General features: G+C 45.2%; 16 protein-coding genes and 1 pseudogene. 12 read left to right on the top strand and 5 right to left on the bottom strand.

The window, feature by feature from the left end; genetic code table 11:
* Window positions 1–2: 2 nt before the first annotated feature.
* Both FZD51_RS25975 and FZD51_RS00890 read left to right on the top strand, forming a co-directional pair.
* On the top strand, window positions 3–161 hold the full coding sequence (locus FZD51_RS25975; protein ID WP_009793403.1) for a hypothetical protein: 159 nt from the start codon (window positions 3–5) through the stop codon (window positions 159–161).
* A gap of 54 nt (window positions 162–215) precedes the next feature.
* Window positions 216–569, top strand: a complete 354-nt coding sequence (locus FZD51_RS00890) for a hypothetical protein (RefSeq protein ID WP_148973287.1) — start codon at window positions 216–218, stop codon at window positions 567–569.
* Window positions 570–664: 95 nt separating this feature from the next.
* Here the strand turns inward: FZD51_RS00890 and FZD51_RS00885 are convergent, their stop codons facing one another.
* Window positions 665–1,516 (bottom strand): pentapeptide repeat-containing protein, encoded by an 852-nt coding sequence (locus FZD51_RS00885; protein ID WP_148973021.1) that lies wholly within the window; start codon window positions 1,514–1,516, stop codon window positions 665–667.
* 231 nt (window positions 1,517–1,747) lie between these two features.
* Here FZD51_RS00885 and FZD51_RS00880 point away from each other — a divergent pair, with 231 nt between their 5' ends.
* The 9 genes from FZD51_RS00880 (at window position 1,748) to mgrA (ending at window position 11,350) form a co-directional block, all read left to right on the top strand.
* Window positions 1,748–2,356, top strand: coding sequence for an alpha/beta hydrolase (locus FZD51_RS00880; protein ID WP_148973020.1), 609 nt, complete (start codon window positions 1,748–1,750; stop codon window positions 2,354–2,356).
* 109 nt (window positions 2,357–2,465) lie between these two features.
* Entirely contained in the window at window positions 2,466–3,047 is a 582-nt protein-coding gene (locus FZD51_RS00875) for a GNAT family N-acetyltransferase (protein ID WP_148973019.1), read from the top strand.
* A gap of 126 nt (window positions 3,048–3,173) precedes the next feature.
* Window positions 3,174–4,613, top strand: coding sequence for a glycoside hydrolase family 1 protein (locus FZD51_RS00870; RefSeq protein ID WP_148973018.1), 1,440 nt, complete (start codon window positions 3,174–3,176; stop codon window positions 4,611–4,613).
* 355 nt (window positions 4,614–4,968) lie between these two features.
* Window positions 4,969–6,279 (top strand): ABC transporter substrate-binding protein, encoded by a 1,311-nt coding sequence (locus tag FZD51_RS00865; protein ID WP_148973286.1) that lies wholly within the window; start codon window positions 4,969–4,971, stop codon window positions 6,277–6,279.
* Window positions 6,280–6,346: 67 nt separating this feature from the next.
* Window positions 6,347–7,312 (top strand): carbohydrate ABC transporter permease, encoded by a 966-nt coding sequence (locus FZD51_RS00860; protein WP_148973017.1) that lies wholly within the window; start codon window positions 6,347–6,349, stop codon window positions 7,310–7,312.
* Window positions 7,309–8,151 (top strand): carbohydrate ABC transporter permease, encoded by an 843-nt coding sequence (locus FZD51_RS00855; RefSeq protein ID WP_148973016.1) that lies wholly within the window; start codon window positions 7,309–7,311, stop codon window positions 8,149–8,151. The genes FZD51_RS00860 and FZD51_RS00855 overlap by 4 nt, the downstream gene beginning before the upstream one ends.
* 91 nt (window positions 8,152–8,242) lie before the next feature.
* The gene (locus FZD51_RS00850) at window positions 8,243–9,259 is read left to right on the top strand and encodes a LacI family DNA-binding transcriptional regulator (RefSeq protein ID WP_148973015.1); all 1,017 of its coding nucleotides are present in this window, start codon (window positions 8,243–8,245) and stop codon (window positions 9,257–9,259) included.
* Window positions 9,260–9,306: 47 nt separating this feature from the next.
* Window positions 9,307–10,230 (top strand): ROK family protein, encoded by a 924-nt coding sequence (locus FZD51_RS00845; RefSeq protein WP_148973014.1) that lies wholly within the window; start codon window positions 9,307–9,309, stop codon window positions 10,228–10,230.
* 127 nt (window positions 10,231–10,357) lie between these two features.
* Window positions 10,358–11,350, top strand: a complete 993-nt coding sequence (mgrA, locus tag FZD51_RS00840; protein WP_148973013.1) for an L-glyceraldehyde 3-phosphate reductase — start codon at window positions 10,358–10,360, stop codon at window positions 11,348–11,350.
* A gap of 32 nt (window positions 11,351–11,382) precedes the next feature.
* On the opposite strand, the gene FZD51_RS00835 is transcribed toward mgrA, so the two are convergent.
* The 4 genes and pseudogenes from FZD51_RS00835 to FZD51_RS00820 all read right to left on the bottom strand — a co-directional run bounded on the left by FZD51_RS00835 (window position 11,383) and on the right by FZD51_RS00820 (window position 14,762).
* Window positions 11,383–11,943 (bottom strand): DUF2238 domain-containing protein, encoded by a 561-nt coding sequence (locus tag FZD51_RS00835; RefSeq protein ID WP_148973012.1) that lies wholly within the window; start codon window positions 11,941–11,943, stop codon window positions 11,383–11,385.
* Complete coding sequence (locus tag FZD51_RS00830; RefSeq protein WP_148973011.1) at window positions 11,944–12,561, bottom strand: DUF421 domain-containing protein; 618 nt, start codon at window positions 12,559–12,561, stop codon at window positions 11,944–11,946.
* Window positions 12,562–12,843: 282 nt separating this feature from the next.
* Window positions 12,844–14,056 (bottom strand): annotated as a pseudogene (locus FZD51_RS00825) (Bcr/CflA family efflux MFS transporter).
* A 226-nt stretch (window positions 14,057–14,282) separates the two neighbouring features.
* Entirely contained in the window at window positions 14,283–14,762 is a 480-nt protein-coding gene (locus tag FZD51_RS00820; RefSeq protein WP_148973285.1) for a DinB family protein, read from the bottom strand.
* A 146-nt stretch (window positions 14,763–14,908) separates the two neighbouring features.
* Here FZD51_RS00820 and FZD51_RS00815 point away from each other — a divergent pair, with 146 nt between their 5' ends.
* Window positions 14,909–15,379, top strand: coding sequence for a GNAT family N-acetyltransferase (locus FZD51_RS00815; protein WP_148973010.1), 471 nt, complete (start codon window positions 14,909–14,911; stop codon window positions 15,377–15,379).
* The last annotated feature ends 34 nt before the right edge of the window (window positions 15,380–15,413 follow it).

The raw sequence follows: 15,413 nt of genomic DNA, 5'->3' as shown, positions 1-15,413 counted from the left end.
TCATGAGGATTGAAAAGCTGAAAACCTATTACGGCTATGATCTGCTGATTGACCGGGTGCTGTATAAAAGATGCTTGAACTGTGAGTCCTGGTTTCCATATGAAGACGAAATGGGTTTTTGCCGTTCATGCATCCGCAAGGCACACAGGCATCAAAAGTGATTATTTGGTTATAGAAGGAAGGAAGAATGGTTGAACAATAATCTAATCGATACAATGGATGAAGAGACTAAGAAAGAAGTCAGCACTGCAATAGCAGGACTATCATTCACAAAAAATTTCCGGTCCCCTACTGCTGAGGAATGGTATGTGTTCCTGCCGGGATACCAGGATCCGCAAACGGGCGGAGCAGCAGGGAAGGCAATCATCCATTACAATATATACGATACAAAGCATTTTAACATCAATACGACGATTATTTGGGATGATCCGGCACTTTGCATAGCAGGCAGGCATAAGTTTGTGTACGCTGTCTGCGATGAAATTGTCAATCGTCTTGTAGGCTATGCCAATACACTGCTTTCAGTCCATTCAGGTGAAAATTCATATAATGCAGAATACAGGCAATAGGGAAATTCACAAAAATGAATCTCCCTTTTTGTTTATTATAAATTTATTATGTTAACAGAATAGATATTTTCTTACTTTGCATCTTGTGCAAAAAGTTACCTGCTCCAATGGGCAGGTAACTTAAGGGCGGGTGGCAGCCTAGTCGAAACGTTTCCAATAGAAGCATTCACTTGTGCCTGCGTCAAAAAAAGGCATCCTCTCAGGTCTGCACCGCCAATATTGGCATCCCTTAAATCAGCGCCAAGCAAATCGCATTTACGCAAATCGGCATTCTGCAGATTTCCTGCAATCAATAGCGCCCCTCGCAGGCTGGCCCCTCTGAGATCTTCCCCTTTTAAAGAGGCACCAATAAAATCACTGCTTCTTTTCAATTTGGATATTAACTTGGGGGACCTATTGTAAGGGACATTTTTTCTATATAGTTCACTGCTTTTGTTCAGCAATTCACTGACCATGATTCTGTGTGAATGGACATCAAGGTTCAGAATGGACTTAGACTCCAGCAGTGTCAGCAGCTTTGTTGTATCCAAGGCAGATTGCAGTTCATTTTTAATAACAAGTGTTTCTTTCAGGCTAAGTGCCTCTGTCAAATACAGAAGCATTTCATGGAGCTGCTGCATGACTGGGAATACCTTGAACATCTCAGTTGCCACCTCAGGATTTCTACGCCAGTCTCTGCCTGCGAAAGTGAGCTGAGAGACCTTCTGCCCGGCTCCAAAACACTCGTATACAGTGCAGCCTTTAAATCCTTTCTCTCTTAGTGTTTCATGCGTCCTGCACCGGTAGTCATCCTGCAGATTCGGGCAGGGAGCACCGCTGCTTTTATCTAAGGCAAAATCCGCAGACTTTGCAAACGGGAGAGCCACGCAGCAGAGGCCGAAGCAGCTTTCGCAGTCAGAGGAAAGGTCTTTGTATGAATTCTTAGGTTCGGTTGATTGAGCAGCCAAAACGCACACTTCCTTTGAGCTTGTCTATAGGAAATTATAACATGGTGCCAGGCACCAGAGTGGAGGATTTTTACAATTGAAATATAGAGAGAATACGCAGCTGTTGACAATATGAAAGAAGCATCTTAAAATTATCTCGAATTAAAGATAAAGATCGGAAGGTTAAATACCCTAAAAATAGGGGAAATCAGAGAAAGATAATACAATTAATAATTTTGGAAGGTGATTGGGATGGAACATATTTTTCGAAAAGGTGCGAATCCGGATAAACCGACTCTCCTGCTCTTACACGGGACGGGGGGAAATGAGAGGGACCTGATTCCGCTGTCTGTCATTATAGATGAAGAAGCCTCTGTGCTGAGCATAAGGGGAAATGTGCTGGAAAACGGGATGCCGCGCTTTTTCCGGAGATTATCGGAAGGTGTATTTGATGAAGAAGATCTTGTATTCCGCACAAGTGAACTGAATGAATTCCTGGATGAGGCAGCTGCCAAATATGAGTTTGACCGCAGCAATATCTTCGCCGTCGGCTATTCTAATGGAGCCAATATAGCTGCCAGTTTGTTATTCCACTATAAAGATGCCTTAAAGGGGGCAATCCTTCATCATCCGATGGTGCCGAGAAGGGGTGTCGAGCTGCCTGACCTGACAGGTACCTCCGTATTCATTGCCGCCGGCAAAAACGATCCGATCTGTCCGTCTTCAGAATCAGAAGAACTGACATCCCTTCTGGAGGATGCCAATGCTGATGTTGAGCTGCACTGGGAGAATTATGGACATCAGCTGACATCTCAGGAAGCGGAAGCTGCGGCAGAATGGTATAAGAGCAAAGTAAAATAATAATTACTTAACAGATGCTGGCCATTTTTATGGTCAGCTTTTTCCTGTTGAATCTATATATAGAAAGAGAATTATGGTAAAATAATGAAAACTCAAGGGGGGAGTATTCATGTTTAACATGGAATTGGGTGACGAAATTTCACTTAGGCTTTATCAGCCTGAGGATGCTGAAGAACTTTTTAATTTGACAATCGAGTCAAAGGAATATTTAAAACAATGGCTGGGCTGGCTGGATTATACCAGGACAGTAGAAGATTCAGCCAGCTTTATTCAATCTTCTCTTGATGCGTTTGAGAAGAATGGAGGGCATCCCCAGGCTGCCGCCATCGTTTACAAGGGGAAAATAGCCGGCACGATAGGATTTAATGAAATCAGCCCGCTTCACAAAATCGGCGTAATCGGCTACTGGCTTGGTGAGAAGTACCAGGGAAAAGGAATCATGAGCAGGGCTTTTTCAGCCCTGGTAGGCTATGGATACGAAAAAGCAGGTCTAAACAGGATAGAAGTAAGGGCTGCTGCCGGCAATTTGAAAAGCAGGGCTTTACCGGAGCGGTTCGGTTTCACGGAAGAAGGCGTAATACGAGAAGCAGAATGGCTCTATGATCATTATGTAGACCATATAGTTTACGGTTTATTGAAAAAAGAGTATTCAGGAAGAGAAACAGATGTATTACATAGCACAACCATTTAATAGCCGCCTTGTGCGGTTTTTTTATTTTAAAAGGGTACAAAAGTATATTTCTGAATATATTGTTTATCAGAATTTGTTATACTGTTTAAGGAAACCGGTTTCAATATTAAGAAAGGGGCAGTGAATATGATACATAAAGAATTGAAGGCTTTTCCGCAGAATTTCCTTTGGGGGGCTGCTTCTGCGGCCTATCAGGTAGAAGGGGCCTGGAATGAAGATGGCAAAGGCCTCTCCAATTGGGATCAGTTCGTCCGGATCCCCGGCAAGACATTTAAAGGGACGACAGGCGATACAGCTGTTGGCCATTACCAGCGCTATAAAGAAGATGTGCAGCTGATGGCTGAAATGGGCTTGAAGGCATACCGTTTTTCGGTTGCCTGGACGAGAATCTTTCCTGAAGGAAAAGGAAAAGTGAATGAAAAGGGCATCGAGTTTTATGATTCACTGATCAATGAACTGATCAAGCATGATATTGAACCTGTCGTGACTCTATATCACTGGGATTTGCCGCAGGCGCTCCAGGAGGAATACGGCGGCTGGGAATCCCGGCAGATCATTGAAGACTTCACAGCATACAGTACAGAGCTGTTTAAGCGTTTCGGCGATCGGGTCAAATATTGGGTCAGCCTGAATGAGCAGAATATCTTTACCATGTTCGGCTACCGAAATGCTATGCACCCGCCTGGAGTCAAGGATGACAAGCTTTTTTACCAGGTGAACCACCATGCAAACTTAGCCAATGCAAGTGTCATAAAAGCGTTCCGTAATTATGTGCCAAAAGGTAAAATCGGGCCGAGCTTTGCGTACACGCCTTCGTACCCGCGCTCTCATGAACCAAAGGACATCATTGCCAGCGAAAATGCAGAAGAGCTGAACAGCCACTGGTGGATGGATGTCTACGCATGGGGCAAGTATCCGAAAGCTGCGTGGGATTACTTAGAGAGGGAAGGGCTGGCACCATCGCTGGAAGCAGGGGATTTAGAGCTCCTGCAAGAAGGAAAGCCGGACTTTATGGGACTCAATTATTATCAAACCGCTACCTTTGAAGCCAATCCGCTTGATGGGGGAGTGTCTGAAGGTGAAATGAATACCACAGGCAAGAAAGGGACCACTAAGGCCTCAGGTGTGCCTGGACTATACAGAACAGCTGACAACCCATCCCTGGAAAAAACGAACTGGGACTGGACAATCGACCCGCAAGGCCTTCGTGTGGCACTCCGCCGGATCACAAGCAGATACCAGCTTCCAGTACTGATCAGTGAAAATGGGCTGGGTGAGTTCGATAAGCTAGAAGAAGATGGAAAGGTGAATGATGATTACAGAATTGCTTTTATCCGTGCTCATATCCAGTCCATGCAAGAAGCTATTTCAGATGGAGTGGAGCTGCTTGGATATTGTGTCTGGTCCTTTACCGACCTGCTGAGCTGGCTTAATGGATTTCAGAAGAGATATGGCTTTGTATATGTTAATCAGCATGAAGAAGGCGAGCATGACCTTAAAAGAACAAAGAAGAAGAGTTTTTATTGGTATAGCGAAGTAATAAAAAGCAATGGAGAAACGTTATAGGCTTATAAAGAAAAAAGGGAGCGTAATGCTCTCTTTTATTTTGGAAATCGGTTTCTGTGACGGTGAAAAACACTGGAAATCAGTTCGATATCAGGACTGATCAACTGATTTTGAAGAAAATATTATTATATTAGTCTAATTTCAATAAAAAATATAGACTAAATTTTCAAAAATATAGTTGATTTCTGAAAAATAGGCTCTTATAATAACAAATGAAAGCGGTTTCCGCTCATTACGGAAACCGGTTTCCGTACTTATTTAATTATAGACAGGTCCTGGTATTCTTTTGGAGGGGGTGGCTTAAGGCAGGATTGGGCAGGTTCTCAAAAGGATGGTTCAAATTTACTTAATAATAATGGGGGAGATTCACTTGAAATGGAATAGCCTAAAAAAAATAGCGGCATTTGGAGCATCATCTGTTCTTGCGTTATCACTTGCAGCGTGCAGCGGCGAAGAAACTTCATCCGGAGGATCAGATGGCGGCGGAGACGTAACCCTGAGCTTCTGGACCTTCGGAGCTACCAATTATGAGGAGCTTGCAAAGAAATATACAGAAGAAAATCCGAATGTCAAAATCAAAGTGAAATCATCAGAGACCGCAGATCACCATGATGCCTTATTTACTGCTCTATCAGCCGGCAGCGGGGCGCCGGATATCGCTATGCTGGAAATTGACCAGTTCGACCGCTTTAAAGTTGCCCAGGACCGTTTCGAAAACTTATACGATTTAGGTGCCAAGGATGTTCAAGATCAATATCTGGATTGGAAATGGAAGGGCGGAGAAAATGCAGATGGAGACTTCCTGTTCGGTATGCCGACCGATATCGGGCCCAAGGCTTTGTATTATCGTGTAGATCTATTCGAGGAAGCCGGTCTTCCGACAGAGCCTGCCGAGGTGGAGGCGCTTATCAATTCTCCTGAGGCTTTCCAGGAAGCTGGCCTCCAGTTAAAGGAGAAAACAGGAAAGCCCTTTGTGGACAGTATTGAAATGGCCTTCCGGGCATATCTGGATGCAGCGGAAGCCACCTATTTGAATCCGGATGGAGAGCTTCTGATTGAAGAAGAAGGAAATGCAGTTAAAGAAGCTTACGATTATGCTGTTAAGCTCAATGAATTAGGAATTGTAGGAAAGTATGACATGTGGTCTCCCGAATGGTCCAATGCTGTCAATAAAGGCGAATTTGCAGCAGAGCTTGGAGCCGGCTGGCTGAAGGGCTGGATGGAAGGCAATGCGCCGGATGCAGTAGGCAAGTGGAGAGTAGCCACACTGCCGAAGGAGTTCGCTGCAAACTGGGGCGGTTCTTATATAGCTGTTCCAAAGGAAACAAAAAATGCACAGGCTGCCTATGATTTCATCGAGTGGCTTGTCGCACCTGAACAGCAGCTTGAATCTTTCCAGAGTAAAGGTCTTTTCCCATCTGCACCATCTGTTTATGACATGGATGCCTTCAAGTCAAATGAAGACGAATTCTTCGGCGGCCAGGTAACATCTACTGTATTTGCCCAGGCAGCACAAGATATCCAGGGAGCAGTCTATAAGGGTGAAAAATATTTCCCTGTCCATCAGGAGGTCGAGAATGCCCTGAAGAATGTCCAAAACGGCAAAGATCCTGAAAAAGAATGGAAAGCAGCCGTCAAACGGGCAAAAGACTTATTAGGAAGATAAAGAATGAAAAGGGGAAATGGCTTTTTTGAGCCATTTCCTGATTTATGCATAGAAAAGAGGCGGAAACATGCAAACAGCTGCCAAAGAAAGCAAAACAAGTACAGGCGGCATGACTGGAAGAAAAAAGCGTCTGTCTGAATCAAAGAAAGATATGATATCCGGCTATTTATATATAGCACCTTTTTTTATCATCTTTGCCATCATCGGCCTTTATCCGGCCCTATTCAGTTTGTATCTGGCTTTTCAGAAATGGAACGGGCTAAGCCCAATGACGTTTGCCGGCCTGAATAACTTCAAGATTGTACTGGAGGATCCGCTTTTTTGGAAGTCGGTTTACAACACAATCGTAATGGGACTGATGGGAACAGCTCCACAGCTGATAGTCGGGATTATCCTGGCATTCCTGCTCAATCTAACATTCATCCGGTTTAAAAATTTCTTCCGGGTAACGATTTTTATGCCTTATATTACTTCCATGGTGGCAGTGGCCTTAATCTTCAGCGTCCTCTTCAGCAATCATGAAACCTCACTGGCCAACTATGTATTGGGTCTTTTCGGCTTTGATCCGGTCCATTGGGGAGCTTCCGAATGGGGGACAAAAATCGCGATTTCCATTATGGTTTTCTGGAGGTGGGTCGGCTATAATACGATCATTTTCCTGGCGGGGATCCAAAGTATTCCGAACGACTTGTATGAGGCGGCTACAATCGATGGAGCAAGTAAAACGCAGCAGCTATTTTACATTACACTTCCGCTGCTGAAACCTTTCATTCTCCTTACTGTATTCTTTTCTACTGTCGGTGCGCTCCAGCTGTTCTCAGAGCCTACTGTATTCCTTGGTGCAGGGGCATTTTCGAGGGATGAAGCAATGACGATTGTTATGTATTTGTACCGTGATGCGTTCAAGCTTCAATCATTTGGTACAGCATCTGCAACAGCCATCATCCTGCTTGTCATCATCGCTGCTTTCGCAACCATCAATACGATGCTGACATCCGGATATGGGCGGGGCAAAAGGAGGGCAGCGAAATGAGCATGAACACTGTCAAAAAGAAACCCGGAAAAGGGAATCTGCCGATCTACTTGTTTCTGGGCATTGCTTCTTTAGTCTCCCTTTTCCCTTTTTACTGGATGTTTGTAATGGCGACCAGTCCAAGCTCTGCATACAACACAATTCCGCCTACTTTGACACCTGGGAATCTGCTGGTGGACAATTTCAAGAAAGTTCTGAGCAATATTGATTTTTTCAACGCAATGTGGAATTCCTTTATCATCTGTGTGGTTGTTACGCTCGTGGTTCTGGCCATCAGTTCCCTGGCCGGCTTCGCATTTGCTAAATTCAAATTTCCCGGGAAGAATGTGTTATTCATCTCAATCCTGGTAACCATGATTATTCCTCCGCAGCTCGGCCTGATCCCTCAGTATTTCCTGATTTCCAAAGCTGGACTTCTGGATACGCTTTCCGGGGTGATGCTTCTGTTCTTCCTGAATCCTCTTGGAATTTTCCTGATGAGGCAGTATGTGAACGAAGCTGTGCCGGATGAATTGATAGAAGCGGCCAAGCTGGATGGGTGCTCTAACTTTAGGATCTACCGCAGCATTGTCCTGCCCATCATCCTGCCTGCCTTTGCCACGCTGGGGATTATCGTGTTTACGGCTGTATGGGGAGAGTTCCTGTGGCAGTTTACTGTGCTGAGGGACCCTGAAATGTATACAATTCAGGTGGCTTTGGCCAATCTCAGCAACACCCATAATATTGATTTTGGAATGATCATGTCAGGTGTTTTCTGGGCTACCGTGCCTCTTTTGGTCATATTCCTGCTGTTTAACAAGCTTTTCATTTCCAGCATTACAGAAGGGTCTGTAAAATAATCGGGCCTTTCTGATTCTGGAGATTGAAAGGAAAGGGAACAGCTAGTAATCTAGTAACAAAGAACATAATTTGGAAGCAGAAGGGATTCTCATGAGCCTAACGATAAAGAATATTGCGGAAATTGCGGGTGTGTCTGCTGCAACCGTTTCTAAAGTCATCAATAATTACGGAGGCATCAGCGAAAGAACAAAGAAAAAGGTAATGGATGTCATTCTTGAGATGGATTATGAACCAAATTTCTCAGCACGGTCGCTCGCCACGAAAAAATCCAATCTGATTGGCCTGATTTATGCCGGCAAAATCAATGTTGACATGACCCACCCATATTTCAATGAAGTCATTTCTTCTTTTAAAAAGAATATCGGCATGCTCGGCTATGATATCCTCATGTTCTCCAATGAAAACTTCCGGCAGGACAATGGCAGCTATATGGCAAGATGCAGGCATTTCAATGTGGACGGCTGCCTCGTCATTGCCGGGGAAGAAGTGGAGGAAGCAGTGCATGAGCTTGCTAAGGCTGATTTTCCATGCATCGGGATTGACATTGAACTGTCAGGCCCGAAATCTGCCTTTGTTATGACAGATAACGTGAATCTTTCCCGAAAGGTTATTGAACATCTTTATCTCAATTCTGTCAGGGATGTTGGTTTTATAGGAGGAATGAAGGGATCTGTCATTTCCAATTTGCGGAAGAAGGGATTCCTTGAGGCCATGAACCAGTTCGGCCTGGAAATAAAGGAAGACTGGATTCAATATGGAGATTATCATGAAGACAGCGGATATGAGTGCATGAAAAGGATCCTTGAGGGGAAAAGGAAGCCAGAGGCTGTCTTTGCGGCCTCTGATTTAATGGCGCTTGGAGCATTAAGGGCCATTAAGGAAGCAGGGCTTTCAGTCCCTCGTGATATAAAGGTGATTGGCTGCGATGATATTGCCGCCTGCCGCTACAGCGATCCCAAGCTATCGACTGTAAAACAGGATAAAGAGAAATTCGGGAAATTGTCAGCTTATATGCTGAACGATCTCATCAACGGCAAATCCCAGCCGCGGCCTGCCCTGATCGACTCTGAGCTGATCATCAGGGAATCCTGCGGAACACAGCCGTAATAGAAGGAAATTGATCCTTTGGCGAAAGGATATATGGGGGTAGGAGCATGCGAAATTATGCAGCATTTGATGTAGGGGGCTCATCCATAAAATATGCGTTGATGGATGAAGCGGGCAGCATTATAAAAAAGTCATCAATCCCGACTCCAAAGGAAGGTATTGAAGCATTTATTGAGGCAATCGGAAACGCTGTCGAGGAAATAAGGTTCATCAGCCCTGTTGAAGGAATAGCGATGAGCATGCCCGGGGCCGTAGATGTAGTGAGCGGAACTATTCATGGCGCCAGCGCTGTCCCTTATGTTCATGGCCCCAATATCAGGGAACTGGTGGAGAAAAGAACAGGGCTGCCGGCAGAGCTGGAAAATGACGCCAACTGTGCAGGGCTGGCAGAAGGCTGGATCGGTGCTGCAAAGGATGTCCGGGATTATATCTGCATCGTCATCGGGACAGGAATAGGCGGGGCCATTGTCCTGGACAAAAAAGTCAGGCATGGAGCGAGCTTCCATGGCGGAGAGTTCGGCTATATGATCATGGAGGATTATTTAGAGGGTCCTTTAGGAAGAAGCTGGAGCGATCTGGGTGCCACTGGGGCACTGGTCAATATTGCAGCAGCCAAAAAAGGATTGGATCCTGAAACACTGGACGGCCGTATAGTATTTGAGATGGCAGAGAGCGGAGATAAAGAAATTCAGGAAGAAATAGACCGCTTCTACAAACGCCTGGCTGTCGGCATTCTGAATCTGCATTATATCATTGACCCGGAAAAAATCCTGATCGGCGGTGCGATTTCGGCCAGGCATGATTTTTGCGAGAGAATCAATATGGTGCTATCAAGCATGAAATCGGATATCCATTCTCTTGATGTAAAAGCCGAGGTGTGCAAGTTCGGAAACGACTCTAATCTGATTGGAGCACTGTACCACTTTCTGCAGAGCCAGAAGACAAAAGATAAAGTAATGGACTTAAGATAAAGATTAGTTTGCGGCTAATCTTTATTTTTTCATTTAAGAAGATATCATGCTATGGGCAGTTTCTTTGTACAGCCCCGTGAAAGCGTTTAATATGGAAAAGAACGCATTACTTGAAGGAGGAAGATCGATGGTATACCTTGCAGAAGAAAAACGCTATGAAACGATGAAATACAATCGAAGCGGGCGCTCTGGCCTCAGGCTCCCGGCCATCTCCCTTGGCTTATGGCATAATTTTGGGGGAACTGATACATATGAAAATGGGAGGGAAATGCTCAGGAGGGCATTTGACCTTGGCATCACTCATTTCGATCTGGCCAATAACTACGGCCCTCCTGCAGGCTCGGCTGAGGAAATGTTCGGCCGGATGATGCAGTCGGATTTTGCTCCTTACAGGGATGAAATGATCATTTCAACGAAGGCTGGCTATTATATGTGGCCCGGGCCCTATGGGGAGTGGGGAAGCAGGAAGTACCTCATTTCAAGCCTCGATCAGAGCCTAAAGCGGATGGGGCTGGATTATGTGGATATTTTCTATTCTCACCGCCCTGACCCGGATACACCTTTAGAAGAAACAATGGGTGCTCTGGACACTATTGTCAGACAGGGAAAAGCCTTATATGTCGGCATCAGCAGCTACTCGGCAGAGCAGACGGAAGAAGCTGTCAAAATACTTAACAGGCTGGGCACGCCGCTTGTCATACACCAGCCAAGCTACTCTATGCTGAACCGCTGGATTGAGGACGGCCTCCAGGATGTTCTGGAGAAGAATGGTGTGGGATCGATTGCCTTCTGTCCGCTCGCTCAGGGGCTTTTGACGAATAAGTATATCAACGGGATTCCCGAGGACAGCAGGGCTGCCAGCAAGACCGGTGCGCTTCAAGGGGACCAGGTAACAGAGCAGACAATTGAAAAAGTCAGGAAACTCCATGAACTCGCATCCGAACGCGGGCAGAGCCTAGCACAAATGTCGCTGGCATGGGTCCTCCGCGGAGGCAGGGTGACATCTGCTTTGATCGGTGCAAGCAGGGTTTCCCAGATTGAAGAAAATGTCGCTGCGCTGGATAATCTGGAGTTTACATCTGAAGAGCTCAACAGAATTGAAGATATTTTAAAAAGCTGAAAATAAGGGCCGGTTCCATGGGGAGCCGGCCGTTATAGTTTCCTGAATCTCAGGATATTATAGATGCCTGCTATTAATGCGCCTGAAGTGCCTGCAATGAGATCTATCATGGTATCTTTATTGCCGCCGCGCTGCATCGTTTCAGTGACAAGCTGGTCGCCGGCAAACTCATAGATTTCCCAAAAGATGCTGGATGCAGCCGATAAGGAAAAGCTGAACAAAAATAGTAGTGTTCGGGAACGGCCTTTTCCTCCAGAAAAAACCTTGAAGACAAAGACGGCAGCTATGCCGACAAAGATTCCCTTGTATAGATGAAGGGACGTATCCCACCAGGCATATTTGCGATAGAAGCTTGTGATCGATCCCAGGTAGATGGAGCAGAATACAAACAAAAAGTAGCCGATGACCAGGGCAGTGGGAAACGGTTTTTTTAGAAAGATGAGTAGTAAGGGCAGGGCGCTTACGGTGATTCCTCCGAGAGATACCTGCCAGCGGGAGGAATCGTCTTTCAAAATATAAAAAATAAATAACGCCGCAAAAAAGACCATAAAAACAGTGGAAAAAACTATTAAAAGCCTATTTTTTACCTCCATCTACTGAAGATGCTCTGGCGGCTCTGTAATATGTGATTTCTTCGCTACTTCAGCAAAAAGGTCCTGCTTTGCTGAGTCATTGGCAGGCATAGGTACTCCATTACCCTTCAGGAGCATGATCACTTGGTTCATCTGCTGCTGGAGGAGCTGGATATCTTTCTTCAATGCCGGCTTGGCATCTTCCTTCAGCTCGAATCCAACCTGTCCGTTTGGCTCTAACGTTGCCCAGTTTACATCCTGCAGGCTGGACACATTATTCTGCCGGAGCTTCATCTCCAGCTGGTCGACCGTCAGCCTTACCTTTTTCATGCTTTCTTCATCGATGTTCCCATTATTAATCAATATTTTTGACCTTCCTGTGATGAATTTCTCAATCTTATCGGATTTCACCTGTAAGAACTCCATAATGACCAAAGTAAATACAAGAATGCCTCCAACAAAGATAGTGGTCCAGATGTTTTTCCCGGCGAGCGGCTGTATCAACAAAGAACCGATTCCAATCATGATCACAGTCTGGGCAAGTGTCATCTGGGATATTGATTTTCTGCCGGCAATCCTGAGGAGCAGGGTTCCAGCCAATACAATCAATATTGATTTCCATATCCAATTTAAATCCATTAACATCACCCCTCAGAAAGATCTTTTAACATAGTCATCTGCAGTTAAACAAGAAACTATTCATTTGTGCCGGGTAGACGGGATGGAGGATTCAAAAAGTTGAGTTTTTTGGTAATAAATGTATTTTTGGTAGAATAACGGTAAATTTATGTAGAATCTTCTCTCTTTTATGTAGAATCCTTTAATTATATTGTAGAAAGATTGAAAATTTATGTAGAATTCCGCTGCAGAAGCACTGTCCCAACAAGTAACACTAATAAAATCCTATAAAAAAGGAGGGAATTACCCCTCCGGATGCAGCTTTAGATGAGACTGTTTTTCTTTCGTCAATGTAAAGAAAAGAATGAATCCGATGAATGAAGTGGTGAACTTCCCATCGGTACGGCGGATGCTTCATTGATTCCGACAAGAGGGGAAACGATGCTGCCCAGGAGGAGCGGCATCATGCCAATGACGGCGCTGGCGCTTCCGGCACGGTGCCCCTGATTCTTCAGCGCCAGTGTAAAGGAGCTGGTAAGGATCATCCCCATGGACGTCATATAGATGAATATCGGGATGACCAGCGTAAACAGCGGCCCTTTAATGATGGTCATAGTCAGCAATAATGCAGTCGCGCTGACAGCGATGCAGACGGCTGTCCGAAGCAGGGTCCTTTCCTGTACAATGCCGGCAAGGCGGCCGATCAGAAAGCTCCCGGTGATGATGGCAATCCCATTGATACCGAACAGGATGCTGAACACCTGAGGAGAGACGCCATAAATTCCCTGGTAAACAAATGGTGTTCCGGATACATAAGCAAAGCTTCCTCCATGTACAAAACCGACAATCAGGGGCCGATGAATGAGCGATCCTTGAATAAGCCGCCCATTGCCTTGACTGTGCCTCCCAGACTGCTGGGAATGCGCTTTTCAGCAGGAAGCGTCTCAGGCAGGCGTATGGAAATGAGTGTAACGATGGCCAGTCCAAGCGCACATAAAAAGTAAAAAATGGTGTGCCAGCTGGCGAATGGCAGTAAAAGGAGCGCGCCGCCGGTCATAGGGGCAACCATCGGAGCGGTAGCATTTATCACCATTAATAGTGAGAAGAACTTCGTCAGCTCTGTACCGCTGAATACATCCCTCACAACTGCACGCGACAGGACAATCCCAGCTGAAGCGGTTAGCCCCTGAAAGAAACGGGCAGCTATAAACGCAGTGATATTTGGTGCAAGCGCACAAAATAATGAAGCGATGCTAAAAAGCGAAATCCCGATCAGAAGCGGTTTTCTCCTGCCTTGTCCATCACTGATCGGCCCAACGATCATCTGCCCGGCAGCGAGCCCCATCAGACAGGCTGTCAAGCTGAGCTGTACAAGGGACGCAGTGGCATCAAGGTCTCTGCCGATATCGGGAAAGCTTGGCAAGTACATATCGATGTTAAATGGCCCTAAAATTCCTAATGAACTAAGGAGAAAAGCAAGGGCAAGCCTTTCTCTTCCTGTTGGATTTTGAAGCATGATCTCAAACCTTTCTTTCCAGCCTTCTGCTATTTCCTGCATAAATATCGCTAGTATACGCCAGCCTGGCGGGTATGTCCAACAAAGAATCATAAACTCCTATAGGAGCATTTATTCCTTGCAGACAAAGAATGGTTGGGGAGCTGGGTTAATGTAAAACCTTACCGAAAAATGAAACCCTTCCTCTATTTAAAACGTACAATAAAATATATGGTTATTGTCACATTTACTCTATGAAGCTGGCAGTTTTCAGATCCCTGCCTAAAAAATTCGCACTGACCGGCGCAAGTCCCAGTTCCCGTGCCCAGACAGAAAGCTGTCCAATATGATGGATTTCATGTGCAACGATATGATGGAGGATTTCGTTTTTACTAAATTCATCATCATCCCATGGAATGGAAACGGTAAAGTCTGGCGCATCAATAAGACCCTCGCCAAAATAGCTTTTGATATCTTTCCGGAAAGAGTCAGAGAGCTGCTTGGCCTCACTCAGACTGCGATATTCTTCAAAGTCAACGATCGTATCGCCCAGGCCTTTGATAGCACGGATCCAGCTGTATTCTACATCCGCTATGTGGAGCAGTGTATGAAGTATGCTCCCCGCTCCTCCCGCCCGCTTCTTAAGCAGTTCATCCTCATTTAGCTGCTCACACCATTGAAACCACTCATCCCTGACCTGCCAGTTATAGGTGAAAAATTGAATCATCATTTGCCGCCTTTCTATATTAGTATCATTCGAATGAAATTAATTTTAGCATAAAATTGCCAATATTCACTGCAGTTTTTTAAAATAAAGGAAAACCATGGCAGGCTGCAGAAGGATTACTTAATGAAAATATGGAGGCTTTAAAAATGCAAATAAGGCTCGCAGAAAGAAAGGATATAGATAGGCTGATTAGAATGAGATGGGACTTCACGCTTGAAGATTATGAGGAGGGCACTTTTTCAGAAAAAGATTATCCGGAATTCGAGAAAGAATGCAGATCCTTTCTGGAGGAAGCTATTAAGGGAGGCATTTGGTATATCTGGATCGCTGAAGATCATGGAAAAGTTGTATCACATATGTACATAGAAAGAATACAAAAAGTTCCAAGGCCCGGCCGGATCACCTATCCCTTCGCCTATATGACCAATGTCTATACTGTGCCGGAATATCGCGGAAAAGGAGTCGGAAGCAGGCTGATCACTGCCATCAATACATGGATTGAAAAGAACCATTATGAATTCGTCATCGTCTGGCCGAGTGAGGAAGGGGTAGAATTTTATAATAGGAACGGTTATAAGCATTGCAATGAGCCGATGGAATATTTTCCGCAGAATTAGAGCAGGATTGCTTGCCTGAATAATGGAGGTTGAG

Origin of the sequence: Bacillus infantis, from assembly GCF_008180445.1 — a bacterium.
GTDB lineage: Bacteria > Bacillota > Bacilli > Bacillales > Cytobacillaceae > Bacillus_AB > Bacillus_AB infantis_B.
This window is presented reverse-complemented; position numbering and strand designations above follow the sequence as displayed.